Raw genomic sequence first — 23,007 nt, forward strand, 5'->3', positions numbered from 1 at the left:
CCGGGCGCTTGTCCCCGCTGGCGCCAAATGCTAAACGGGTGTCGTCATTTGACATGCAGGCTGCGCACGCCTGCGAGAGCATCAGTGCTGCTCGCAATAGCACGCCCAAGCTGCAGGTCCTGCCTGCAGGCAGTCCCCAAAACGATCATTCGGAACAAGAAACATGACGCAGAGACCCTGGCTCCATTCGTACGGCAACGTGCCCCCGCAGATCAATGCAGACGTCCACAGGTCCATCGTGGCGCTGCTCGAGCAGGCCATGGCCCGGTACGCGGACAAGACCGCCTTTCGTTCGTTCGGACAGAGCCTGAGCTACCGCGACGTCGATCGGCTGTCAGCACGCTTCGCCGCCTTCCTGCAGCATGAATTGAACGTCGGCAAGGGCGACCGTGTCGCCGTCATGATGCCCAATCTGGCGGCCTTCCCGGTGGTCTTCCTCGGGATCGCCCGCGTCGGCGCGGTGCAGGTCAACGTGAACCCGCTCTACACCGCCAGGGAACTGGCGCACCAGCTCAACGACGCTGGTGTCAAGACCATCGTTGCGTACGACGGATCCACCGCAACGCTCGCCGAGGTGGTCAATGAGACTGCGCTGGCAAACATCGTCACGGTCAGCCCGGGCGACGGCTTGGCGACGCCCGTCGCCGGGCCCGCTCGCGACGCGCGCCTTCCCAGCGTGCTGCCCCTGGCGGACATTTTGCGCGAGGGCAAGCCCTCGAACTACAGCGCCCCGGTGATCACCGGCGACGACCTGCTGTTCCTGCAATACACCGGCGGCACCACCGGGGTTTCGAAGGGCGCCTGCTTGTCGCATCGCAACCTGGTCGCCAATACCGAGCAATTCAAGGCCATCATGCAAGACAGCATCCGGCCCGGCGAAGAGGTGGTGGTAACGGCCTTGCCGCTGTATCACATCTTCGCGTTGATGGTGAATCTCATCAGCTATTTCTCGGTCGGTGCCGAGAACTGGCTGGTGGCCAGTCCGCGCGACGTGGATGGGCTGATCGATATCTTCAAGCAGTCGCGCCTGACCGTGTTCACCGGCGTGAACACGCTGTATTCGGGCCTTGCCGCGCATCCCCGGCTCAAGGAGGTCGACTTCTCGAGCCTGCGCCTGGCGATCGGCGGTGGGGCCGCGGTGATCCCTGCGACGTCGGCGCGCTGGAAGGAAGTGACGGGTCGCCTGATCCTGGAGGGTTACGGCTTGTCGGAGACCAGCCCGATCCTGTCCATCAACCCGCCCTTTATCAGTGAGTTTTCCGGCACGACCGGACTGCCGCTGCCCTCTACCGACATCAAGCTGATCGACGAACTGGGCCACGAGGTGCCCTTGGGCCAGTCCGGCGAAATCTGCGCCAGCGGACCCCAGGTCATGAGCGGCTACTGGCAGCGGCCCGAATCGAGCGCCGCGGCCTTCACGCCCGACGGCTACTTCCGCACCGGCGATGTCGGCGTCTTCGACGAACGCGGATTCCTCAAGATCGTGGACCGCATCAAGGACATGATCATCGTATCGGGCTTCAACGTCTACCCGAACGAGATCGAGGCCGTGGCGACGGCATGCGCCGGTGTGGCCGAATGTGCCTGCATCGGCGTGCCTGACCTGAAGACCGGCGAGGCCCTGCGGCTCTTCGTCGTGACCGAAGCGGGTGCAAGCCTGGCGCAACAGGACGTCATCGACCATTGCCGCGCGCTGCTCACCGGCTACAAGGTGCCCAAGACCGTGTCCTTCGTTGAAGCCCTGCCCAAGTCCACCGTGGGCAAGATCCTGCGGCGTGAGTTGCGCGACGTCGCCTGAACAACGAAACAGCACGCACGAACATGGCGAACGAACCCAACTTCAAAACTGCGACCCTCGACGCCTGGAACAAGGCCGCCGCCAAATCCGCGCCCCGTGGCGACGTGAACGCCCTGAACTGGATGACGCCGGACGGCATCGCCGTCAAGCCGCTGTACACCGCGGCCGACCTCGAAGGCCTGAAGTACACCGACACGCTGCCAGGCTTCGAGCCCTTCCTGCGCGGCCCGCAGGCGACCATGTACGCCGTGCGCCCCTGGACCATCCGCCAGTACGCCGGCTTTTCGACCGCCGAGGAATCCAACGCCTTCTATCGCAAGGCGCTGGCCGCCGGCGGGCAGGGCGTGAGCGTCGCCTTCGACCTGGCCACCCACCGCGGCTACGACAGCGACCATCCGCGCGTGACCGGCGACGTCGGAAAGGCGGGCGTGGCCATCGACTCGGTCGAGGACATGAAGATCCTGTTCGACCAGATCCCGCTGGACAAGGTGTCGGTGTCGATGACGATGAACGGCGCCGTGTTGCCGGTGCTGGCGGGCTACGTGGTTGCGGCGGAAGAGCAGGGCGTCGCGCAGGACCAGTTGAGCGGAACCATCCAGAACGACATCCTCAAGGAGTTCATGGTCCGCAACACCTACATTTTTCCGCCGGCGCCGAGCATGCGGATCATCGGCGACATCATCGAGTACACGGCGCAGAACATGCCGAAGTTCAACTCGATCTCGATCAGCGGCTACCACATGCAGGAAGCCGGCGCCAACCAGGCGCTGGAACTGGCCTTCACGCTGGCCGACGGCAAGGAATACGTGAAGACGGCGCTGGCCAAGGGCCTCGACGTGGACGGGTTCGCCGGACGCCTGAGCTTCTTCTGGGCCATCGGCATGAACTTCTATCTGGAAGTCGCCAAGATGCGCGCCGCGCGCCTCTTGTGGTGCCGGATCATGAAGGAGTTCGAGCCCAAGAACGCCAAGAGCCTGATGCTGCGCACGCACTGCCAGACATCCGGCTGGTCGCTCACCGAGCAGGACCCGTACAACAACGTCGTGCGCACCACCATCGAGGCGATGGCGGCGGTGTTCGGCGGCACGCAATCGTTGCACACCAACGCGCTCGACGAAGCCATCGCGCTGCCCACCGAATTCAGCGCCCGCATCGCGCGCAACACGCAGCTCATCATCCAGGAAGAGACGCACATCACGAACGTGATCGACCCGTGGGCCGGCAGCTACATGATGGAAAAGCTCACGCAGGACATGGCGGACAAGGCGTGGGAAATCATCGAGGAAGTCGAGGCGATGGGCGGCATGACCAAGGCAGTGGACAGCGGCTGGGCCAAGCTCAAGATCGAAGCCGCGGCGGCCGACAAGCAGGCGCGTATCGACTCCGGCAAGGACGTCATCGTCGGCGTCAACAAGTACAAGCTCAAGAACGAAGACACGCACGACATCCTGCAGATCGACAACGTGAAGGTGCGCGACGGGCAGATTGCCAAGCTCAAGGCGATTCGAGAAAAGCGTGACACGGCTGCCGTGCAGGCCGCCCTCGACGCGCTCACCGCCGCGGCCGACAGCGGCAAGGGCAACCTGCTCGAACTGAGCATCCAGGCGGTGCGCTTGCGCGCCACGGTCGGCGAGATCAGCGATGCGCTGGAAAAGGTCTACGGCCGCCACCGCGCCGACACGCAGAAGGTCACCGGCGTCTACGCCGCGGCCTACGACTCGGCCGAAGGCTGGGAGACGCTGCAACACGAAATCGCCGCCTTCGCCGAAGAGCAGGGCCGCCGTCCGCGTGTGATGATTTCCAAGCTCGGGCAGGACGGCCATGACCGCGGCGCGAAGGTGGTCGCAACCGCATTCGCGGACCTCGGTTTCGACGTGGACATGGGCCCGCTGTTCCAGACGCCGGAAGAGTGCGCGCGGCAAGCCATCGAGAACGACGTGCACGCCGTGGGCGTCTCCACGCTGGCCGCCGGCCACAAGACCCTCGTACCCGCGATCATCGAAGAGCTCAGGAAGCAGGGCGCCGACGACATCATCGTCTTCGTCGGCGGCGTGATTCCGCGGCAGGACTACGACTTCCTGTACGAAGCGGGCGTCAAGGGCATCTATGGCCCCGGCACGCCGATCCCGGCCAGCGCGAAAGACGTGCTGGAACAGATTCGCGCGGCGTCTGCTGCAACCTGCTGACCTCTTCGAAGCAATCCACGCAAGCGTGGCTCAAGAACAACCGACAGGCAAACCACCATGAAAGAAATCCTCGAACTTCTCGAACAACGGCGCGCGCAGGCACGCCTTGGCGGCGGACAACAACGCATCGACTCACAGCACAAGAAGGGCAAGCTCACCGCCCGCGAGCGCATCGAACTGCTGCTGGACGACAACACCTTCGAAGAGTGGGACATGTTCGTCGAGCATCGCTGCGTCGACTTCGGCATGGACGAGCAGAAGATCCCCGGCGACGGCGTGGTCACGGGCTACGGCATGATCAACGGCCGCCTCGTTTTCATTTACAGCCAGGACTTCACCGTGTTCGGCGGCGCACTCAGCGAAGCGCACGCCGAGAAGATCTGCAAGGTCATGGACCAGGCCATGAAAGTGGGCGCACCGGTCATTGGCCTGAACGATTCGGGCGGCGCGCGCATCCAGGAAGGCGTGGCATCGCTCGGCGGTTATGCTGATGTGTTCCAGCGCAACGTGATGGCTTCCGGCGTCGTGCCGCAGATCAGCATGATCATGGGCCCGTGCGCCGGTGGCGCCGTGTACTCGCCGGCCATGACCGACTTCATCTTCATGGTCAAGGACAGCTCCTACATGTTCGTGACCGGCCCCGAGGTGGTGAAGACCGTCACGCACGAAGAAGTGACGGCCGAAGAGCTCGGCGGCGCTTCCACGCACACGACCAAGAGCGGCGTGGCCGACATGGCCTTCGAGAACGACGTCGAAGCCTTGATGATGCTGCGGCGCCTGTACAACTACCTGCCGCTCAACAACCGCGAGAAGCCGCCGGTGCGCCCCAGTGGCGATGCGGCCGACCGCGCCGATCATTCGCTGGACACGCTCGTTCCCGAGAACCCGAACAAGCCCTACGACATGAAGGAGCTGATCGTGAAGGTGGTCGACGACGGCGACTTCTTCGAACTGCAGCCCGACTACGCCAAAAACATCGTGATCGGCTTCGGCCGCATGGAAGGCCAGACGGTCGGCATCGTTGCCAACCAGCCGCTGGTGCTGGCCGGGTGCCTGGACATCAAGAGCAGCATCAAGGCGGCGCGCTTCGTGCGCTTTTGCGATGCCTTCAACATTCCGGTCGTGACTTTTGTCGACGTGCCCGGTTTCATGCCCGGCACCAGCCAGGAATACGGCGGCATCATCAAGCACGGCGCCAAGCTGCTCTATGCGTACGCCGAGTGCACGGTGCCCAAGATCACCGTCATCACGCGCAAGGCCTACGGCGGCGCCTACGACGTGATGGCGTCCAAGCATCTGCGCGGCGACGTCAACCTCGCCTGGCCGCGCGCCGAGATCGCGGTGATGGGTGCCAAGGGCGCGGTGGAAATCATCTTCCGCGAAGACAAGAACGACGCTGAAAAGCTCGCTGCCCGTGAAGCCGAATACAAGACCCGCTTTGCCAACCCCTTCGTGGCCGGCGCGCGTGGCTACATCGACGACGTGATCCTGCCGCACGAAACGCGCAAGCGCATCTGCCGCTCGCTCGTGATGCTGCGCGACAAGAAGCTCGAGAACCCGTGGCGCAAGCACGGAAACATCCCCCTTTGATTCAGGTAGAAAAGCATGTTCAAGAAGATCCTGATTGCCAACCGCGGTGACCATCCGCGCAGCGGCGCAGCGACGAAGTCAAATTGCATGGCACGCGAAGCGTGCGCAGGCGGTTTCTCCGCGGAGACCCAAAATGTTTAAGAAGATCCTTATCGCGAACCGCGGGGAAATCGCCTGCCGCGTCATTCAAACGGCCAAGAAGATGGGCATCCTGACGGTGGCCGTCTATTCCGATGCCGACAAGGAGTCGCGCCATGTCGAACTGGCGGATGAAGCCGTCCACATCGGCGCAGCGCCCAGCCGTGAGAGCTACCTGCAAGCCGACCGCATCATTGCCGCGTGCAAGCAGACCGGCGCAGAAGCAGTCCATCCCGGCTATGGCTTCCTGTCCGAGAACGAAGGCTTCGCCAGGAAGGTCGAGGAAGAGGGCATCATCTTCATCGGCCCGAAGCACTATTCGATCGCGGCCATGGGCGACAAGATCGCCTCCAAGAAGCTGGCCAACGAGGCCAAGGTCAACACCATCCCCGGCTGGAATGACGCCATCGAGTCGGCCGAGCGTGCGGTCGATATCGCCAAGGACATCGGCTATCCGGTCATGATCAAGGCGTCCGCCGGCGGCGGCGGCAAGGGCCTTCGCGTGGCTTTCAACGACAAGGAAGCCTTCGAAGGTTTCACCTCTTGCCGCAACGAGGCACGCAACAGCTTCGGCGATGACCGCGTGTTCATCGAGAAGTTCGTCGAGGAGCCGCGTCACATCGAGATCCAGGTGCTCGGCGACTCGCATGGCAACGTCATTTACCTGAACGAGCGCGAATGCTCGATCCAGCGACGCCACCAGAAGGTCATCGAAGAAGCGCCGTCGCCCTTCATCAGCGAGGAGACGCGCCGCGCCATGGGTGAGCAGGCCGTGGCGCTCGCCAAGGCGGTGAAATACCAGAGCGCAGGCACCGTGGAGTTCGTGGTCGGCAAGGACCAGAGCTTCTACTTCCTGGAAATGAACACGCGCCTGCAGGTGGAGCATCCCGTCACCGAATGCATCACCGGCCTCGACCTGGTCGAACTGATGATCCGCGTGGCCGCAGGCGAAAAGCTCCCGCTCGCGCAGCAAGACGTCAAGCGCAACGGCTGGGCGATCGAGTGCCGCATCAACGCGGAAGACCCGTTCCGCAACTTCCTGCCTTCCACCGGCCGACTGGTGAAGTTCCAGCCGCCCAAGGCGACGATGTTCGCCTCCGACACCGAACACCTCAACGGCGTTCGCGTGGACACCGGCGTGTACGACGGCGGCGAGATCCCGATGTACTACGACTCGATGATCGCCAAGCTCATCGTGCATGGCCGCGATCGCGCACACGCCATCTCGCTGATGCGTGAAGCGCTCAATGGCTTCGTGATCCGTGGCATCAGCAGCAACATCCCGTTCCAGGCGGCGCTGCTGGCGCATCCGAAGTTCGTGACGGGTGACTTCAACACCGGCTTCATCGCCGAGCACTACGGCAAGGGGTTCCACGCCGAAGACGTGCCGCACCGCGACCCGGATTTCCTCGTTGCGCTGGCGGCGTTCATGCATCGCCGATACCGGGCGCGTGCGTCCGGCATCAGCGGGCAACTGGATGGCCATGGCGTGAAGATTGGCGAGCAGTTTGTGGTGGTCAGGCTGGGCGAGGGCGGGAAGCAGTCGCATGCCGAGGTATCGGTGACCGATTTCGAAGGCAGCACCGGCTCCAGCGCAGTCACCGTGAACGGCAAGACCTTCGAGATGTGCAGCGATGCCTCGTTGGGTGCGGTCAGCGTGCAGGGCATGGTCAACGGCCAGCCCTTCACGGCGCAGGTCGAGCGCGGCGTGGGCAAGAATCCGCTGGCAATGCGCATCTCGCACGACGGCACTCAGGTCGAGGCAATGGTGCTGTCGCCGCTGGGCGCGCGACTGTACAAGCTGATGCCCTACAAGGCGCCGCCGGACCTGAGCAAGTACCTGATGTCGCCGATGCCCGGCCTGTTGGTCGACGTGGCGGTGCAACCGGGCCAAAAGGTGCAGGCCGGCGAGAAGCTCGCGGTCATCGAGGCGATGAAGATGGAGAACGTGCTGTTCGCCTCGCAGGACGGCGTGGTCGGCAAGATCTCGGCCGAAAAGGGCGAGTCGCTGGCGGTGGATCAGGTGATCCTTGAATTCGCATGATGGCGGGCGCGCCACCTGCCGGTGGCAGTCGAATGCTCAGCGCGAAGGGCGTACGCTTCGCCCCGGGCGGCATCCGCAAGCGTGCGACGGGCTTCGACATCTGCTTCATGCATCCCAGGGCGAATGACGACTTCCCGATCGTCGGCGAAGGCGGCTTGATGGAGATGGTGCAGGCGCTGCCCGAGGTCGTGGCCGCCTTCAACGCGTCGGCCCGGGAATCTGCCCGTAGCCCGCTTTGCAGTGGATGGAATGGACAGACCCATGCCCCGGCCATCCACGCCCAGTAGCGCACACCCCTTGGCGCACCTCGGTTCGTTGCAAGCGATTCTGTTGCTGGGCTGCATGGGCACGCTGGCCACCCTTTGGTCGGACATGCTGTTTCCCGCGATCCTGTCCATCCAGCAGGATCTGCACACCTCTGCCACTGCAGTACAGCAAACCGTATCGCTGTTCTTTGTCGCCAATGCCTTCATGTGCCTGTGGCATGGCGTGCTTTCCGACGCCTGGGGACGGCGCAAGCCACTGCTCATCGGCCTGGTCGTGCTGGTGCTGACCTCGCTCTTGAGCCTGCTGGTCACCCGCATAGGGCACTTGTGGATCTTGCGCACGGTGCAGGGCCTGGTCGTCGGCCTGGGCCACGTGCTGTGCCGCGCCGTCATACGGGATCTGTACAGCGGCGAGGCCGCACAAAAGATGATTGCCCACACCAGCTTGATGCAAACGGCCGGTCCCATCATCCTGCCAATGCTCGGGGGCTGGCTGACGTGGATGTGGGGCTGGCGCGCGGTATTTGCATTCCTCGGCGCGGTGGGCGTGGTGCTGCTGCTGGTCTATGCGCGCCACCTGCCTGAGACCCTGCCTCCGGCACGACGTCAAGCCATACGACTGGGCAGCCTGTGGCGAAACTACCGCCTCGTGCTGGGTTCACCCTGGTTCATGCGCCTGAGCGTGGCGCACGCCTGCAACTGGGCGGCCATGTATCTCTATGTGGCGGCGGGCCCGCAGCTCGTGACGCATTTGCTGGGGCGTCCCGCCACCGACGTCTACCTGGTCTTCACCCCCATGATGATGGGGCTGATTGCCGGCTTCCTCTACCTGCCGCGCTTGCTGAAACGCTGGGGCACGCAACGCACCATGTACCTTGCCTGTTCTGGATTTGCCCTGGTCAACGTGCTCAACATCACGCTGGCCGCTTGGGTGCCGCCCAGCCTGATGCATCTGTTGCCAATTGCGGCCTACGCCTTTGCAATCGCCCTGTCGATGCCACTGCTCGTGGGCCACGCGCTGCATCCCTTTCCTCACAATGCCGGGCTGGCCGCGTCCTGCCAACTGTTCCTGCAATACAGCATGATGGCGGCGGTGGCCGGTCTCCTCGCACCCATGCTGTGGGATTCCCTGTGGCACCTGGCCCTGGGCTGTGCCGCACTGACCGGCATCGGCATGGCATTGCTGCTGTGGCAACGCCACGTCACGCGCAAGGCGCAAGAGGCAGCAGTCGCCCAGACCTGACGCGGCAATGACGCCGTGGTGCTGCCTCTCGTCCCCGACGACGAGGCGCAACGAAGGGATGTTCCCCTGCGGTAGGCTCGTGTGCGACCCCACGGCGCAGGGGATGTCCGTCGCCGGTCAATCGCGTCAGCGCTCTTCCAGCCCGGTGCATTGCTGGACTTGGATCAGCTTGCAGCCCGTCTTGCCTTGCAGTTCGTCAAAGCTCACGCCGGGCGCCATCTCGACCACCTTCAGGCCTTCGGGCGTCACGTCCATCACGCCCAGGTCGGTGATGATGCGGTTGACCACGCCCACGCCGGTCAGCGGCAGGGTGCAGTGCTCGAGAATCTTCAGGTCCTCGGTGCCGTCCTTCTTTTTGGCGACGTGTTCCATCAGCACGATCACGCGCTTGACGCCGGCCACGAGATCCATCGCGCCGCCCATGCCCTTGACCATCTTGCCGGGGATCATCCAGTTGGCGAGGTCGCCCTTTTCGCTGACCTGCATCGCGCCGAGGATGCTGAGGTTGATCTTGCCGCCGCGGATCATCGCGAAGCTGTCGTGGCTGCCGAAGATCGCGCTGCCGGGCAGCGTGGTCACGGTCTGCTTGCCGGCGTTGATGAGGTCGGCGTCAACTTCATCTTCCGTCGGGAAGGGGCCGATGCCGAGCATGCCGTTCTCGCTTTGCAGCCAGACTTCCTTGTCGCCGACGAAGTTCGCGACCAGCGTGGGGATGCCGATGCCGAGGTTCACATAGAAGCCGTCTTGCAGTTCTTGCGCCGCGCGTGCGGCCATTTGGTCTTGCGTCCAGGGCATGTCAGTTTCCTTTGCTGCTGTTCTTCACGGAGTCGACCGGCGCCGATGCGCGCACGGTGCGCTTTTCGATGCGCTTTTCGGGCGAGGCGTTGAGCACGATGCGGTGCACGTAGATGCCCGGCAGGTGGATGTCGTCGGGTGCCAGTTCGCCGACCTCGACGATCTTCTCGACCTCGACGATGCAGATCTTGCCGGCCATGGCAGCGGCCGGGTTGAAGTTGCGCGCCGTCAGGCGGAAGCGCAGGTTGCCGGACTTGTCGGCCACGTCGGCCTTGACCAGCGCCACGTCGGGCACCAGCGAGCGCTCCATGACGTAGGTCTCGCCGTCGAATTCGCGCAGTTCCTTGCCTTCGGCCACTTGCGTGCCGACACCGGTCTTGGTGAAGAAGGCCGGGATGCCCGCGCCGCCGGCGCGCAGCTTTTCAGCCAGCGTGCCTTGCGGCGTGAATTCGAGTTCGAGTTCGCCGGCCAGGTACTGGCGCTCGAACTCCTTGTTCTCGCCCACGTAGCTGGCGACCATCTTCTTGATCTGCCGCGTTTCCAGCAGTTTGCCGAGGCCGAAGCCGTCGACGCCCGCGTTGTTGGAGATGCAGGTCAGGTTCTTGACGCCCGAGTCGTGCAGCGCGTCAATCAGCGCCTCGGGAATGCCGCAGACGCCGAAGCCGCCGACAGCGAGGGACTGGTCATCGGCCACGACGCCCTTCAGCGCCGCATCGGCGGAGGGATAAATCTTGTTTGCCATGATGTCTTTGCAGAGTGTGGTTGTTGCCAATGCGGCGTTCAGCGCTGGTTTGCAGCCAGGGCCGCGCGGCAAAGATCACGGTGCGCTGCGGCGAACAGCCCACGCAAACCCACAATGTGGGCCTCCCTCGTAGCGGGGATGTCTCGGTCCGGGAAACCCTCAGGCTCCCATTCGGGGCCGTAAGGGGCACAGGTGACGACGGGCTTTTGCTGGTTGTCGGGGAAGATGGAACCGTTCGGGAACTTCATGGTGGCGTCTCTCGGATTTGATGGAGTCGAAGGGGTTGAAGGCGGCGGGCAAGGGCGGCTTCAGAAGGGCTTGTCGCCCACGATGGCGGCGCGGTCCATTTTTCGATGGCACGGCGCGTAGTCCATGACCGCGTAGTGCTGGGTGCTGCGGTTGTCCCAGATCGCCACGCTGTTGGGTTTCCAACGCCAGCGCACCTGGTATTCGGGGATGCTCGATTGGGCGATCAGGTATTGCAGGAGATCGCCACCGGCCTGGTTGTAGTCCTGGCCGAAGCGCACGTTCTTCTTGTTGTGGAAGTTGACGAAGTGCGTGGCAAAGGCGTTCACGTAGAGCAGCTTCTCGCCGGTCTCGGGGTGCGTGCGCACCACCGGATGCTCGGCGTCGGGGTATTGCGCGCGCATTGCCAGGCGCTTGTCCATCGGCATGGCCGCGGCGAAGGAGCTGTTGAAGCTGTGGTTGGCCCACAGGTCGGCGATCTGCGCCTTGATGTCGTCGGGAAGTTTGTCGTAGGCCATGACCATGTTGGCCCACATCGTGTCGCCGCCCACCGGGGGGCATTCGACGCAGCGCAGCACGGCGCCCAGCGGGGGTGTCGCGCGCCAGGTGCCGTCGCTGTGCCAGGCGTTCTCGTAGCGGTCGGCCGGGCTGTCCGGGGTCTTGTAGATCTGCACCAGGCCCGGTGCGTCGGGGTGCGAGGGCACCATCGGATGGTCCTCGAGCTGGCCCATGCGCGAGGCGAAGGCCACATGCGCCTGGGGTGTGAGGTCGTCCTGGTCGCGCAGGAACAGCACGCGGTGCTTCAGCAAGGCGGCGTAGACCTCCTTGAACAGGCCGTCGTCAACGGCCGCGTCGGCCAGGTTCACGCCGATCAGCTCGGCGCCGATGCTGCACGTCAGTTGTTCGATCTTCATGGCTTGTCTCCTTCTGTTGTATTGCCTGTCAGACCACGAAGATCGACGAGCCCGTCGTTTTGCGCGACTCCAGATCGCGGTGCGCCTGCACGGCGTCCTCCAGGGCGTAGTGCTGGTTGATCTCGATCTTGATGCGGCCGTCGGCCACGTGGCCGAAGACTTCCTTGGCCAGATCTGCCTTTTCGACGGGGTCCGCGATGTAGTCGGCCAGTGCCGGGCGCGTCATGTAGAGCGAACCCTTGATCGCCAGCACTTGCGGGTCGAGTGCGGGAATGGGGCCGCTGGCTGCGCCGACGTAGACCAGCAGGCCGCGACGCTTGAGCGAGTCCAGCGAGCCCATGTAGGTGCTCTTGCCGACGCTGTCGAACACCACGTTCACGCCAACGCCGTCGGTGAGTTCGCGCACGCGCTTTGCGACGTCCTCGTGGCTGTAGTTGATCGTGTGTGCGCAGCCGTGGGCGCGGGCGATCTCGGCCTTCTCCTCGGTGGAGACCGTGCCGATCACGGTGATGCCGAGCAGCTTGGCCCATTGCGAGACGATCAAGCCGACGCCGCCTGCCGCGGCATGCAACAGCAAGGTGTCACCCTGCTTGAACGGGTAGATGCGGCGCATCAGGTAGGCACTGGTCAGGCCGCGCATCGTCATGGCGGCGGCCGTCTCGTACGAGATGCCCTCGGGCAGGCGGATCAGCGGGGCGGCCGGGATCAGCCGCTCGGTGCTGTAGGCGCCCAGCGTGTTGATGAAGCCGGTGTACGTGACGCGGTCGCCGACGGCCACGTTGGTCACGCCTTCGCCGATCGCCACGACGACGCCGGCTGCCTCGACGCCCAGGCCGCTCGGCATGGGCACGGCATACGTGCCGTTGCGAAAATAGGTGTCGGCGTAGTTGAGACCCACCGCCACGTGGCGCAGCCTCACTTGGCCCGGACCAGGATCGCCAACTTCGACGTCCTCGTAGCGAAGGACTTCGGGGCCGCCAGCCTCGTATTGGCGTACTGCTTTTGCCATGATGTCTGTCTCTTGAATGGGATTGGGATTGATGATTGAACTTTAGGGATTGCGACGAGTTGACGCTTCACAACTCGCGACATGCATTTCGCTATTCATGCCAGAATCCAGACCACTGAATTCGCCGCTCTCACCATGGCTCCGCTGGTTCGCGCCGCTGCCCTGACCAACTTCATGGAGGTCGCCGAAAGCCTCGGCTTCAATCCCCGGGAGGCACTGCGACATGCAGGCCTGAACCACAACCTGCTGAAGGATCCCGAGCAGCGCATCTCGACGGATGCCGTGGTGGCCTTGCTCGAAGAATCGGCAACCGGCTCCGGCTGCGACACCTTCGGCCTGCGCATGGCGGAATCGCGGCAGCTGTCGAGCTTCGGCGTGGTGAGCTTGCTGATCACCCATCAGGCGACCTTGCGCGACGCACTGATCACCACCATCGACTACAGGCACCTGCTCAACGAGAGCCTGGCGATGCAACTCGAGGATGCCGGCAGGATGGCGATCCTGCGCCAGGAGGTGCTGACCACCAAGCCATCACGCCAGGGGGCCGAACTGGCGCTGGGCGTGGTTTTCCGGATGTGCAGCGCCCTCATGGGCGCGCAATGGCGGCCAAGCAGCGTGAACTTCACGCACTCGGCGCCGTCCGACCTGCGCCTGCATCGCCGCGTGTTCGCCTGCAGGCTCGAATTCGACAGCGAGTTCAATGGCATCGTCTTCGCTGCGGCAGACCTTGCAGCGCCCAACCCGCGCGCCGACCCGGCCATGGCACGCTACGCCCGGCAGTTCATCGAATCGCTGCCTCAGTCGCACGAAGATGCGATCGTGCTGGAGGTACGCAGGGCGATCTATCTGATGCTGCCCACGGGACGCGCCACCAGCGAAAGCGTGGCACAGGGCTTGGGCATGAGCGTGCGTTCGATGCAGAGGCAACTCGATGAGGCCGGGGCGACATTTACGACCCTGCTCAACGCGGTTCGCTGCGAGTTGGCTCCCCGCTACATGGAGAACCCGAAGTTCAGCCTCAGCAGGATCTCCGAAATGCTCGGCTACAGCACGCAGGGTTCGTTCACGCGCTGGTTCGCGGCCCAGTTCGGAGAGCTCCCGTCGACATGGCGGGAGCGCGAGGAAGCCAGGCAACACTCGCGCGATCAGGGCCAGCGGGAAGGGCCGAAGCCGTCGACAGGCAAGACCGGCATCTGAAGACCAGGCGCCGTGCGGGTTCTGTTGCAATAGCGACGCACGGGGAGCACATCCATCAGAACGTGTGCCGGATACCGAGGTCGTAGCCATAGCCACGGGCCGCCCGATAGCCGGGCGCTGACGAATTGATGGCATTCGTGTAGCCCGGCCCCGAATCGGCCGAGGAAACGTTGACCACCTGGATGGCCGCCCCATTCTCGTTGTCCGTCATCGTGGCGGTGGCGTACAGGGCCGTGCGCTTCTACAGGTTGTGCACGTAGCCGATGGCGAACTTCTCGGCCTTGGGACGCGGCGTGCCCACGGGTACCGCTCCATTGGGTGTGGTGAAGAACTCCCCCCTTCACCTGTGAATACCTGCTAAGGCCAGCGTTGGCGCAATATGTGCATATGCGCCGCCCACAATCACAAGCTGTATGACGGCAATCAGTGATCTCGGACCTTCGGCGTGATCGCCCGGAAGGCGGCTCAGGGGCCCTCAGGGCCATTTCACGCTATCCGGGAGCGGCCGTTCAGGGCGATTGCATGTTGCGTGGTCTGCGGAATGCAATCAACTGTTGAAGGGCAAGTAACCAGGTGGACCAGTCGCTCGCGCTGAAGGGTGCCGAACGTCGGGTTGCCGCGATTGCCGTCATTCGGCAGCGGAATTTCGAAGGACAGCACCCAGTCTTTCTGAGGCCGTTGCTGTCTCGCCGCGCCCTTGATCCTAGTGGCGTACCTTCGTCTGACCGTAGCGACGTTGCTGCGCGCGAGAGTTCACCACGGCGTAAGCCTCCAGTGCCTCCAGCAACACGCGTACGCGAGTCGGCACCATGCGATTTCCGGGCATCACCGCCTGGACTGGCATCGCCGGCGGACGCAGCTTGTTCATCACCTCGACGAGTCGGCCAGCGGCGATCTCCTCGTCCACCATCACTTCGGGGACTTGGGCCAAGCCGAGGCCCAGCACAGCCGCCTGCACCATCGCCTCTCCGTCATTGAAGCGCAGTGCCTGGTCTGGCAACAGCGACACCACTTGGCCCTTGATGCTGAACTGCTGGGGCCGCTGGCGCCCGCTTGTGGGCATGCGAAAAACGATGTGGCGATGCCCAGCCAGATCCTGCACCGCCCGCGGTTTGCCGTGACGCTTCAGGTAGTCCGGAGAAGCCACAAGCCTCAGCACCTGGGTGTCGAAACGGCGCGCCACCAAGCTCGAGTCCTGCAAGTCGCCAGTGCGAATCGCAACATCGATGCTGTCCTTGACCAGATCGGAATAGGCATCGGAGAACCTCGCATCGATCTCCAAGCCCGGATGCTGCTGCATCAGCCGCGCCAGAATGGGCAGCATCACCTTGCGGCCGTACACGATGGGCATGTCGATGCGCAGCATGCCGGTGGGTGCGGCGCGGGCGCCAGAGGCCTCGGTCTGCAACTGCTCCAGCTCAGCCAGTACCCGTTGGCAACGATCGAACAGGCGCTCGCCGTCGGACGTGAGGCTCACCTGCCGGGTAGTGCGATGAAACAAGCGCAGACTCAGGCTCTCCTCCAGCCGACTGACGGCTTTGGCCACAGTGGAAGGCGAGCTGCCCAACTCGCGAGCCGCAGCGGCGAAGCCACCCCGCTTGGCGGTTTCCGAGAAAGCCAGCAGCGTCTGCAAGCCCTGCATGGACGTCTCCATGGATTGAGGAATCAATGTCGGCAATGTTAGTCATTCGCCGCATCTTCTCAAGCATTGCCGTTCCTTGAATACTTCACACACCCGTTGCGCAGCGGTCACTTCAACCTCAACCGACAAGGACCCATCGTCATGAACGTGATCGCACAAGGCATTCCCACCCCTGCAGACATCCCCGGCGTCGCCCACGCCACCTGGGCGGGTCAAGCCCATGGCCTGAAACAGCTCTCCGTCTGGCGCCAATCCATGCAGCCCGGTGCGGCCACGCCTGCGCACAGCCACGACTGCGACGAAGTCGTCCTTTGTCTGGCAGGGCAGGGCGAACTGCACATCGATGGCCGCGTGCAGCGCTTCGGTGCCAATGAAACTCTGATCCTGCCGCGCAACAGCCAGCACCAGATCTTCAACACCGGCGCCCTGACGATGGAAACCCTCGGCGTGTTCGGTGCGACGCCAGTCAACACCTTCCTGCCGGAAGGCGAGGTGCTGGCGCTGCCTTGGTCCAGCTAAACTAAGGCAACGCTGTTCAATAGGAAACGGCACTTCGAAGGGATTCACCGCACCAGTGGAGCAGCAGCGCTCCCTGAAGCACTGCTCGACACCGGCTCCGCTTGGCGGCTTCGCAGCGTCATGCACATATCCACATGATGCAGAGAGTCCTTGGCCGACTGATTGAGCTTGGAGCAAGTTTGCGGGTCGTCGTGAGATGGACCTGGTAGGCCGGCAGGCGAGCGTGGAAGTGTCCCGCGTAGAGCGAGACCTGTTGCAGGCAGGACAGCTGCGTGGTCTCGGGCGAGATTGCGAATGCCCATGTCTTCGAGCATCCGCTGGCGTAGCGGTGTCATGGCGAAGCTCCTTTGCAAGTGGAACGGATGAAGCGCTGCGAACAGCAACTGCATGTTCCCCATCGGGAACTTCACCGGAAATGCGCCCGGCCAGCGGGTGCGCGCGACACCGCCGATCAGGCACTACTGCGCCAGCGGTTTGATTCAGTCGTTGATCTGCACGGAGTTTGGCATGGTGGATCGGCCGCGACATGGACATAGCTTGTTCGTTCATGCCCACTGGTCTTTCCACTCCAGGAAACACCACCATGGGCGTCATCCCTGGTTCTGGACACCTCGCGCGGTCGTCGCAACGAACGAGAAGGCCTTGGCAAGGTGGAACCAGACGCTGCAACTATGCGGAGGTCGCGCTGGCGACTTTCATTCTGGGACAGGGGCCGGCGCCACCCTGTCAAGAGGAACTGCGCATGGTTGAGACCTGCGCATAGGCAGCGTTTGCTGCCTTTCACTGTCACTTGGCGAACTCACGCTCTGCTGCACGTTGCGGTCGCTCGGGTTTGCGCTGGTTCAAATATCGATGGCTGCTTCCCGAGTGATGCAGACGTTGCTCGTTGCTGGTCCCTTGAGTGGCGTCGCAGCCCCTTTATCGAAGGCCGATCGAAAGGCCGCTGTTCTTGCTGCCGAAGCGGCAATCCGGGCCGTTTTGCAACCCCCAACTTCCCACGCGCAAGTTCGGATTTCCACGGATGAAGGGGCCGGTGTCAGATGGCCTTGGACGCCGCAGATTGACGCAACCTGGGCATTGGCAAGCTTTCTGGCGCTCGCTGCATGGCCGTGCGAGACCTCCTTGCACTGCGCAGTCGAACGCTTGGTCGCGTCAGCGCCGCAGAAGCCGGCCAAAATGCTCGCGCTCGAACTGCCGGCGTGGTCGTCCCACGCGCTCGTCAAAGTCTTGTGCTTGGCCTTGCGTGGTCTTGCCGTGTCCATCTGGCGCCACGAACGCTGCTACCTTGCCATCGACTGCAGCAGCACGATGTCGAGAAACGCATCGACGAGTTGGTGTCGGTCGCCCTTCAGGTGAATCGCGAAGACGTCCGCTGTCGTCTTGAGGCCGCTGAGGGGAAGAAAGCGTACATCGCTCCGATTGTTGTCCGCCACTGACTTGCCGATCAGCGCAAACCCCAGTCCGGCAGCCACGAGGCACAGGGCCGTGTGGATCTCCTTGGCTTCATAGGCTATGCGCGGTTTGACATCGGCCTGTTCCAGCGCCTGGATCGTGCGCCTTGCAAAGCTGCTGTTGGGGTCCTTGGGGTAGCTTATGAACGGCATCTGCCCAAGGTCCCCCGACTTGAGCATCTTGCGCCGAGCGAGCGTGCTCTCCATTGGCAACGCGACCAGCAACGGGTCGGTGAACAAGGGCACGCATTCCAGGTCGTCCTCCGTGCTGAAGGGGCCGATCGTGCGGGCGAGACCGACGTGGATCAATCCGTTGCGCAATGCTTCGCCCTGATGTTCCGTGAGGATCTCGGTGAGATCGATCCGCACTTTTGGCGCGCTCGCGCTCAAGCTTCGCACTGCATCTGGCAGCACTGAGAAGATCGTCGAGCGCGTGAAGCCGATGCTCAGCCAACCGGACCGCCCCTGCGACAGGTCTTTTGCCTCATCCAGCATCCGCTGCGAATCGGACAGCAGGAGCTTGGCCTTCGGATAAAGAAATCTGCCAAGAGGCGTCAGCTTCATCGGGCGCGTCGAACGGTCGAACAACTTGCTCCCGAGAAGGCCCTCCAGTTGCGCGATCTGCATGCTCACCGCCGTCGGCACGACGTGCAGCCGGGTGGCAGCCAGGTTCGCACTGTTGGCATCGACCACCTCGCAAAAGTACCGCAACGACTTCAAGTTCATAAATATTGATCTTAAAGTCAAAAGACGTTGGTTGTGTTACTGCTTTTGCTCACTGAACATCGAGTTTGTTCCTGCCCCAACTCCTGGAGACAAACTTTGACTTCCGATGTGAACGAGCCGCAATGGCTCTTCGAGGCCCGATCGCTGTCGACAGCGGAGGTATCCGATGCGCTCGACTTCTTCAACTTGCCCGGTAGCGCCTTGGGCATTCGACCGGTCGCAGGGCCGGCCAGGATCTTTGGACCGGCCTTCACGGTTCGCTTCGCCGCGATCGACCACTCCCAACCAGGCACCGTGGGCGATTTCATCGACCGGATGGAGCCGGGCAGCGTCGCGGTGATGGACAACGGCGGCAGACTGGACTGCACGGTCTGGGGCGGGATCCTGAGCCAGTTGGCTGCGCAGAAGCGCATCGGCGGCACCGTCGTCAACGGCGTTTGCCGCGACACGGCAGAAGCCGACGAAGCGGACTATCCGCTCTATGCCTGCGGCAAATTCATGCGTACCGGCAAGGACCGGGTACAGGTCGAGGCCTGCGAGCAACCGGCCATGTTGGGTGACGTTCGCGTGTGCCAGGGCGACCTGGTGATCGGCGACGCGGACGGCGTCGTGGTGGTGCCTCGCCGGCGCATGCGGGAAGTGCTGACCAAGGCCCTGGAAACGCGTGTCGTCGAGGCACGGATCCTGGACGCCGCGCTGGCTGGCATGCCATTGGCGGAGGCCCGCAAGAAGCATGGCTATCACACGCTGCAGCGGTCGGCGACGACCCTCACGGCCTGAGCGGCGGCGCTCTTGGAGACATCAAACAAGCGAACCAGAGACAACTCATGAACACAACGATCAAACAACTTCGCTCAGCTGCATTGGGGCTGGCAGTGGCTGCCGCCGCGTCGGGCGCCCTGGCACAAGACGCGTACCCCTGCAAGGTGGTGAAACTGGTCTCGCCCTATCCGCCCGGTGGTACGACGGACATCCTTGCGCGGTTGATCGCGCCCGGCCTGGCCAAGGAGCTTGGCACGACGGTCATCGTGGACAACAAGGGCGGCGCGAGCAGCAACATCGGCACCGAGTTCGTTTCAGGCGCACCGGCGGACGGCTGCACACTTCTGCTGGGCAACAACACCGGCATCGTCATCAATCGCAACCTCTACAAACTGCGTCTCGATCCGGTGAAGTCGCTCGTGCCGATCGTCGAGGTGGCATCCGTGCCGCTGGTGCTCTATGTGAATGCCGCGGAGCCTGCGAAGACGGTCGACCAACTCGGTGCGGCGATCAAGGCCGCGCCAGGAAAGTACAGCTTTGCCTCCGGCGGAAGCGGCAGCCCGCAACACCTGATGGGGGAAATGCTCAAGCTCGACATGAAGCTGGACATGACCCACATTCCCTACCGCGGCCAGGGGCCGGCGCTCCAGGACGTGATCGCCGGGCAAGTGCCCGTTGCTTTTGAAACGACCACTGCGATCGCATCCCAGTTGAGCAGCGGCGGGCGCATCCGCGCGCTTGCGACAACCGGCAGCGCGCGCTCGAAGAACCTTCCGGACGTACCCACGATGAAGGAACTCGGCCATGGCAACTTCGTGGTCGAGAACTGGTACGGCATCTTCGCGCCGGCCAAGACGCCGTCGGTGCTGACCGAGCGTTTGAATCGCGATCTCGTCAAGGTGCTCAAGAGCCCCGGGGTGTCGAGGAGCCTTGCCGACATGGGCTCACGCGACGTGGCCGGCACTTCCGAGCAGTTCAGCCAGTTCATCGGCAAGGAACTTCCCTACTGGGAATCGCTGGTCAAGCGCTCCGGTGCCAAGGTCGACTGATTGGTGCCCCACACTGCACCGCTGCGCATGCGCAGCGGGTGCGCCTATCCATCTCAATAATCTGCTGGAGATTTCCTTGGCTACGCCCGAACAAATCAATCAGTTGCGCGATCTCGGCGCAGCGACCGTCTATGAGGCGCAAGGCGCCAAGGGCGCACTCGACCACGGCATGAAGCCAATCGATCCGACAGTACGGCTGGCCGGGCCCGCATTCACCGTCGACTGCCGCCCAGGCGACAACCTGATGCTGCACTATGCGGTGCAGAAAGCGAAACCGGGCGACGTGCTTGTGGTCGACGCCAAGGGGTTCATGGAAGCCGGGCCCTGGGGTGACGTCCTCACGATCCAGGCCCAGAAGATGGGCATCGCCGGACTCGTCATCAACGGCTGCGTGCGCGATGCCAACCTTATCATCGAACTGGGATTTCCCGTGTTTTGTCGCGGTTTGTCGATCAAAGGAACCGGCAAGAATCAACCCGGACGCATAAACGTTCCCATCACCATTGGCGACGTGCTGATCCACCCCGGTGACGTCGTTGTTGGCGATCGCGACGGCCTCGCCGTGGTTGCGGAAAACGAAGTGGAATTGGCGATCGCCAGCAGCTTGATGCGCGAAAAAAAAGAGGCTGGGCAACGCCGGGCCATTGAAGAGGGAGCCATGACGGCCGACTTGCTCAACCTGACGGACACGCTCAAGCGCTTTGGGCTCGTCTGACGGTAAGCAGGATGTCCGACGCGGCAACGTACGCGAAAGCTTCGCCAAAATCTGCGTGATCGCATTTTGTGGCGCTTCTGCCGCCCAAGTACCGCTTCGCAAGAGAGACGCCCGTAGCACGCGGAGCCGCGACTGACTGTTCAAAAGGCATGCAGTCGCAGTTCGGCTGCATGCGGAAAGTCATCGATTGGCGTGCTGGTAGCCCACACGCTGAATTGGAGTCAGCGCCCCGAAACTTGGCCAGGCCAGCAGTACACCCTGCAGCTCCAACGTGCGCTGGAAATCCCCGAGCAAGTCGTTGTCGGCACGGACCGCGCGCAGCGGTTGCTTGCGTGCGAGGGAGAACGCCGCCAAGGTGCCGGCTGCTTCGCCGATGCTCCATTCCGTCGCATGCTCACGGTACGCGCCGTTCGTGATGCGCGTGGTCCCCAGGTTCTTGCACGCAGGCAACAAGTTGTCGACGCGCACCGGCAACAGTGCGCCGAGTGGAATCTGGAATGGGAACGCGTCGATGTCGACCGTGTTGCGTCCGCGCGTGCTTGGATGCAGGTCGATGCGATAGGCGCCAATGCCCACACTGTCGGCAAAGCGCACGGCGCCAGCCTCGCCCGGCCGCGCCGCCACACCGATGTGCTGTTCCAGCACGGTGAACTCCGCGTTGATACGGCGCCCTTCGCGGTAGTAGGCTTGCTTGGCCAATCCGTCAGCGGTGCCCAGTACGTCACCGCGCAACCGCAGGCCGCGGTAGCCGCAACCGCCGTCGTGCCGCGGGGCATCGGTCTGCATCCAGTAGAAGAAGGCCAGGCTGAACTGGCGAGCTTTTTCCAGGGCCAGTGCCTGTGCGTCGGGTGACACACCAACGACCGGCTTTTCCCAATAGTCCATCTGCGGCCAGTTCGCCAGCGTGATGTCGCTGGCATAGCTGCCCGGCTTGAAGTTCTGCCTGTAGGCAATGCGCCGCGCATGCCACAGGTCGTAGAGCGAGTCGGTGTCGGTGGGGCCGACGAAAAGCGGGCGATCGCGCGGCTGGTGCGTCACGAAGTCGCTCAGGGTCCAGCTCAGCTGTGGGCCCGGCCAGCAGTCGAGTTGCAGTGTCTTGAGCCGTTCATAGTCGCGCGGCTTGTCGATCGTGTGGTCCTCGCCGGGCAGGTAGTCCGCGGCCAGGCACCAGGTGATGGCTTGCTGGTCGAAAGGATCTGCCACGGGCAGCGCGTGCAGTTCGTCCGTCTGCGACTGCGCTTCCGCACCGAACACATGCTCGACATTGGCCATCTCGAGCAAGTCGCCAATCTCCGTAGCGTCGATGAAGACGGGTGCGGTCAGGACGAGTTCAGCATCTGCGTCCAGGTTGCGCACGTGCACTGCGCGGATGCGATCTCCGTCCGTTTCAGCCTTCAACGTGCGATGCTTGCGCAGCACCGACACGCGGCCAGCCGCAACGTGCGGCGCCAGCAATTCGTCGATCGCCTTCACTGCAACCCATGGTTCGTGGCAAAGCGAACTGACATTGCCCTGCCCGGGGTTGAGGCGCACACGCATGCGCGCTGCTTCTGTCAGCGGCATGTGACGCCGGTAGTAGGCACGGATCGTCTCGCGAAACGTGGCGTAGCTGTGCGACGCCGTCAGGTACTCGATCCACGGATATTCGTCGGGCGGAACGGCTTGCGACGTCAACTGGCCGCCGAGCCAATCCAGCTCTTCGACCAGGATAACCTTCGAACCCATCCGTGCGGCAGCCAGCGTGGCGGAGACACCGCCAAGGCCACCGCCGATGATCACGACGTCAGCAGTTTGTTCAGTGGTGCTCATGGTGCGGCTCACTCGGCCTTGATGCCGAGCTTGCGGATCGCGTCGCCGTAGCGCACCGTCTCGCTGGCGATCAACTTGCCGAACTCGGCAGGGCTGCCCGGAGCCGCCTCAACGCCGATGCCCTGCAGCTTGGTCTTCGTTTCCGGATCGCTCAAGACTGCGTTGA

Annotated in this window: 19 protein-coding genes and 1 pseudogene; 11 read left to right on the forward strand and 9 right to left on the reverse strand. The window is 63.4% G+C overall.

Annotated elements, in window-relative coordinates; translation table 11 throughout:
• The first annotated feature begins 163 nt into the window (after window positions 1-163).
• From QTI66_RS33140 to QTI66_RS33165, 6 genes and pseudogenes are all read left to right on the forward strand, one after another.
• Complete coding sequence (locus QTI66_RS33140) at window positions 164-1,798, forward strand: AMP-binding protein (RefSeq protein ID WP_286564624.1); 1,635 nt, start codon at window positions 164-166, stop codon at window positions 1,796-1,798.
• Window positions 1,799-1,821: 23 nt separating this feature from the next.
• Window positions 1,822-3,984 carry a methylmalonyl-CoA mutase gene (scpA, locus tag QTI66_RS33145; protein ID WP_286564625.1) on the forward strand — a complete coding sequence of 721 codons (2,163 nt, stop codon included), beginning with the start codon at window positions 1,822-1,824 and terminating at the stop codon, window positions 3,982-3,984.
• A gap of 57 nt (window positions 3,985-4,041) precedes the next feature.
• Window positions 4,042-5,574, forward strand: a complete 1,533-nt coding sequence (locus tag QTI66_RS33150; RefSeq protein WP_286564626.1) for an acyl-CoA carboxylase subunit beta — start codon at window positions 4,042-4,044, stop codon at window positions 5,572-5,574.
• Between the two features lie 133 nt (window positions 5,575-5,707).
• Complete coding sequence (locus QTI66_RS33155) at window positions 5,708-7,756, forward strand: acetyl-CoA carboxylase biotin carboxylase subunit (protein WP_286564627.1); 2,049 nt, start codon at window positions 5,708-5,710, stop codon at window positions 7,754-7,756.
• 35 nt (window positions 7,757-7,791) lie between these two features.
• Window positions 7,792-7,968, forward strand: a pseudogene (locus QTI66_RS33160) (VOC family protein); the annotation flags it as partial.
• A 49-nt stretch (window positions 7,969-8,017) separates the two neighbouring features.
• Window positions 8,018-9,265, forward strand: a complete 1,248-nt coding sequence (locus tag QTI66_RS33165) for a multidrug effflux MFS transporter (RefSeq protein WP_286564628.1) — start codon at window positions 8,018-8,020, stop codon at window positions 9,263-9,265.
• A 126-nt stretch (window positions 9,266-9,391) separates the two neighbouring features.
• On the opposite strand, the gene QTI66_RS33170 is transcribed toward QTI66_RS33165, so the two are convergent.
• The 4 genes from QTI66_RS33170 to QTI66_RS33185 all read right to left on the reverse strand — a co-directional run bounded on the left by QTI66_RS33170 (window position 9,392) and on the right by QTI66_RS33185 (window position 12,971).
• Window positions 9,392-10,060, reverse strand: a complete 669-nt coding sequence (locus tag QTI66_RS33170; RefSeq protein WP_286564629.1) for a 3-oxoacid CoA-transferase subunit B — start codon at window positions 10,058-10,060, stop codon at window positions 9,392-9,394.
• Window position 10,061: 1 nt separating this feature from the next.
• Window positions 10,062-10,802, reverse strand: a complete 741-nt coding sequence (locus QTI66_RS33175; RefSeq protein WP_286564630.1) for a CoA transferase subunit A — start codon at window positions 10,800-10,802, stop codon at window positions 10,062-10,064.
• A 308-nt stretch (window positions 10,803-11,110) separates the two neighbouring features.
• Window positions 11,111-11,962 carry a TauD/TfdA dioxygenase family protein gene (locus QTI66_RS33180; protein ID WP_286564631.1) on the reverse strand — a complete coding sequence of 284 codons (852 nt, stop codon included), beginning with the start codon at window positions 11,960-11,962 and terminating at the stop codon, window positions 11,111-11,113.
• A gap of 28 nt (window positions 11,963-11,990) precedes the next feature.
• Complete coding sequence (locus tag QTI66_RS33185) at window positions 11,991-12,971, reverse strand: quinone oxidoreductase family protein (RefSeq protein ID WP_286564632.1); 981 nt, start codon at window positions 12,969-12,971, stop codon at window positions 11,991-11,993.
• A 135-nt stretch (window positions 12,972-13,106) separates the two neighbouring features.
• Here QTI66_RS33185 and QTI66_RS33190 point away from each other — a divergent pair, with 135 nt between their 5' ends.
• On the forward strand, window positions 13,107-14,168 hold the full coding sequence (locus QTI66_RS33190) for an AraC family transcriptional regulator (RefSeq protein WP_286564633.1): 1,062 nt from the start codon (window positions 13,107-13,109) through the stop codon (window positions 14,166-14,168).
• A gap of 55 nt (window positions 14,169-14,223) precedes the next feature.
• On the opposite strand, the gene QTI66_RS33195 is transcribed toward QTI66_RS33190, so the two are convergent.
• Entirely contained in the window at window positions 14,224-14,379 is a 156-nt protein-coding gene (locus tag QTI66_RS33195; RefSeq protein WP_286564654.1) for a hypothetical protein, read from the reverse strand.
• Between the two features lie 492 nt (window positions 14,380-14,871).
• Complete coding sequence (locus tag QTI66_RS33200) at window positions 14,872-15,810, reverse strand: LysR family transcriptional regulator (protein ID WP_286564634.1); 939 nt, start codon at window positions 15,808-15,810, stop codon at window positions 14,872-14,874.
• Between the two features lie 141 nt (window positions 15,811-15,951).
• On the opposite strand from QTI66_RS33200, the gene QTI66_RS33205 reads away from it, so the two are divergent.
• Window positions 15,952-16,329 carry a cupin domain-containing protein gene (locus QTI66_RS33205; RefSeq protein ID WP_286564635.1) on the forward strand — a complete coding sequence of 126 codons (378 nt, stop codon included), beginning with the start codon at window positions 15,952-15,954 and terminating at the stop codon, window positions 16,327-16,329.
• A 1,280-nt stretch (window positions 16,330-17,609) separates the two neighbouring features.
• Here the strand turns inward: QTI66_RS33205 and QTI66_RS33210 are convergent.
• Window positions 17,610-18,506, reverse strand: coding sequence for a LysR family transcriptional regulator (locus tag QTI66_RS33210; protein ID WP_286564636.1), 897 nt, complete (start codon window positions 18,504-18,506; stop codon window positions 17,610-17,612).
• Between the two features lie 96 nt (window positions 18,507-18,602).
• Here QTI66_RS33210 and QTI66_RS33215 point away from each other — a divergent pair, with 96 nt between their 5' ends.
• The 3 genes from QTI66_RS33215 (at window position 18,603) to QTI66_RS33225 (ending at window position 21,032) form a co-directional block, all read left to right on the forward strand.
• Window positions 18,603-19,286: an RraA family protein gene (locus QTI66_RS33215; protein WP_286564637.1), complete on the forward strand. Its 684-nt coding sequence runs from the start codon at window positions 18,603-18,605 to the stop codon at window positions 19,284-19,286.
• A gap of 47 nt (window positions 19,287-19,333) precedes the next feature.
• A complete protein-coding gene (locus tag QTI66_RS33220; RefSeq protein WP_286564638.1) occupies window positions 19,334-20,317 on the forward strand; it encodes a Bug family tripartite tricarboxylate transporter substrate binding protein in 984 nt (327 codons plus the stop codon).
• Between the two features lie 76 nt (window positions 20,318-20,393).
• Window positions 20,394-21,032: a 4-carboxy-4-hydroxy-2-oxoadipate aldolase/oxaloacetate decarboxylase gene (locus QTI66_RS33225; protein ID WP_286564639.1), complete on the forward strand. Its 639-nt coding sequence runs from the start codon at window positions 20,394-20,396 to the stop codon at window positions 21,030-21,032.
• Between the two features lie 180 nt (window positions 21,033-21,212).
• On the opposite strand, the gene QTI66_RS33230 is transcribed toward QTI66_RS33225, so the two are convergent.
• Together QTI66_RS33230 and QTI66_RS40025 are read right to left on the reverse strand one after the other, a co-directional pair.
• Entirely contained in the window at window positions 21,213-22,841 is a 1,629-nt protein-coding gene (locus tag QTI66_RS33230; RefSeq protein ID WP_286564640.1) for an FAD-dependent oxidoreductase, read from the reverse strand.
• Between the two features lie 8 nt (window positions 22,842-22,849).
• Complete coding sequence (locus QTI66_RS40025; RefSeq protein WP_286564641.1) at window positions 22,850-22,996, reverse strand: hypothetical protein; 147 nt, start codon at window positions 22,994-22,996, stop codon at window positions 22,850-22,852.
• Window positions 22,997-23,007: the final 11 nt, after the last annotated feature.

It is taken from the genome of Variovorax brevis (assembly GCF_030317105.1).
In the GTDB taxonomy this organism is placed as follows: domain Bacteria; phylum Pseudomonadota; class Gammaproteobacteria; order Burkholderiales; family Burkholderiaceae_C; genus Variovorax; species Variovorax brevis.

Bases quoted from the DNA above. Each gene is read 5' to 3' on its own strand.
- QTI66_RS33190 (WP_286564633.1), top strand. From the start codon at position 13,107: ATGGCTCCGCTGGTTCGCGCCGCTGCCCTGACCAACTTCATGGAGGTC.
- QTI66_RS33195 (WP_286564654.1), bottom strand. From the start codon at position 14,379: ATGACGGACAACGAGAATGGGGCGGCCATCCAGGTGGTCAACGTTTCC.
- QTI66_RS33220 (WP_286564638.1), top strand. From the start codon at position 19,334: ATGAACACAACGATCAAACAACTTCGCTCAGCTGCATTGGGGCTGGCA.
- scpA (WP_286564625.1), top strand. From the start codon at position 1,822: ATGGCGAACGAACCCAACTTCAAAACTGCGACCCTCGACGCCTGGAAC.
- QTI66_RS33210 (WP_286564636.1), bottom strand. From the start codon at position 18,506: ATGAACTTGAAGTCGTTGCGGTACTTTTGCGAGGTGGTCGATGCCAAC.
- QTI66_RS33205 (WP_286564635.1), top strand. From the start codon at position 15,952: ATGAACGTGATCGCACAAGGCATTCCCACCCCTGCAGACATCCCCGGC.
- QTI66_RS33155 (WP_286564627.1), top strand. From the start codon at position 5,708: ATGTTTAAGAAGATCCTTATCGCGAACCGCGGGGAAATCGCCTGCCGC.
- QTI66_RS33140 (WP_286564624.1), top strand. From the start codon at position 164: ATGACGCAGAGACCCTGGCTCCATTCGTACGGCAACGTGCCCCCGCAG.
- QTI66_RS33150 (WP_286564626.1), top strand. From the start codon at position 4,042: ATGAAAGAAATCCTCGAACTTCTCGAACAACGGCGCGCGCAGGCACGC.
- QTI66_RS33230 (WP_286564640.1), bottom strand. From the start codon at position 22,841: ATGAGCACCACTGAACAAACTGCTGACGTCGTGATCATCGGCGGTGGC.
- QTI66_RS33175 (WP_286564630.1), bottom strand. From the start codon at position 10,802: ATGGCAAACAAGATTTATCCCTCCGCCGATGCGGCGCTGAAGGGCGTC.
- QTI66_RS33200 (WP_286564634.1), bottom strand. From the start codon at position 15,810: ATGCAGGGCTTGCAGACGCTGCTGGCTTTCTCGGAAACCGCCAAGCGG.
- QTI66_RS33165 (WP_286564628.1), top strand. From the start codon at position 8,018: ATGCCCCGGCCATCCACGCCCAGTAGCGCACACCCCTTGGCGCACCTC.
- QTI66_RS33180 (WP_286564631.1), bottom strand. From the start codon at position 11,962: ATGAAGATCGAACAACTGACGTGCAGCATCGGCGCCGAGCTGATCGGC.
- QTI66_RS33185 (WP_286564632.1), bottom strand. From the start codon at position 12,971: ATGGCAAAAGCAGTACGCCAATACGAGGCTGGCGGCCCCGAAGTCCTT.
- QTI66_RS33170 (WP_286564629.1), bottom strand. From the start codon at position 10,060: ATGCCCTGGACGCAAGACCAAATGGCCGCACGCGCGGCGCAAGAACTG.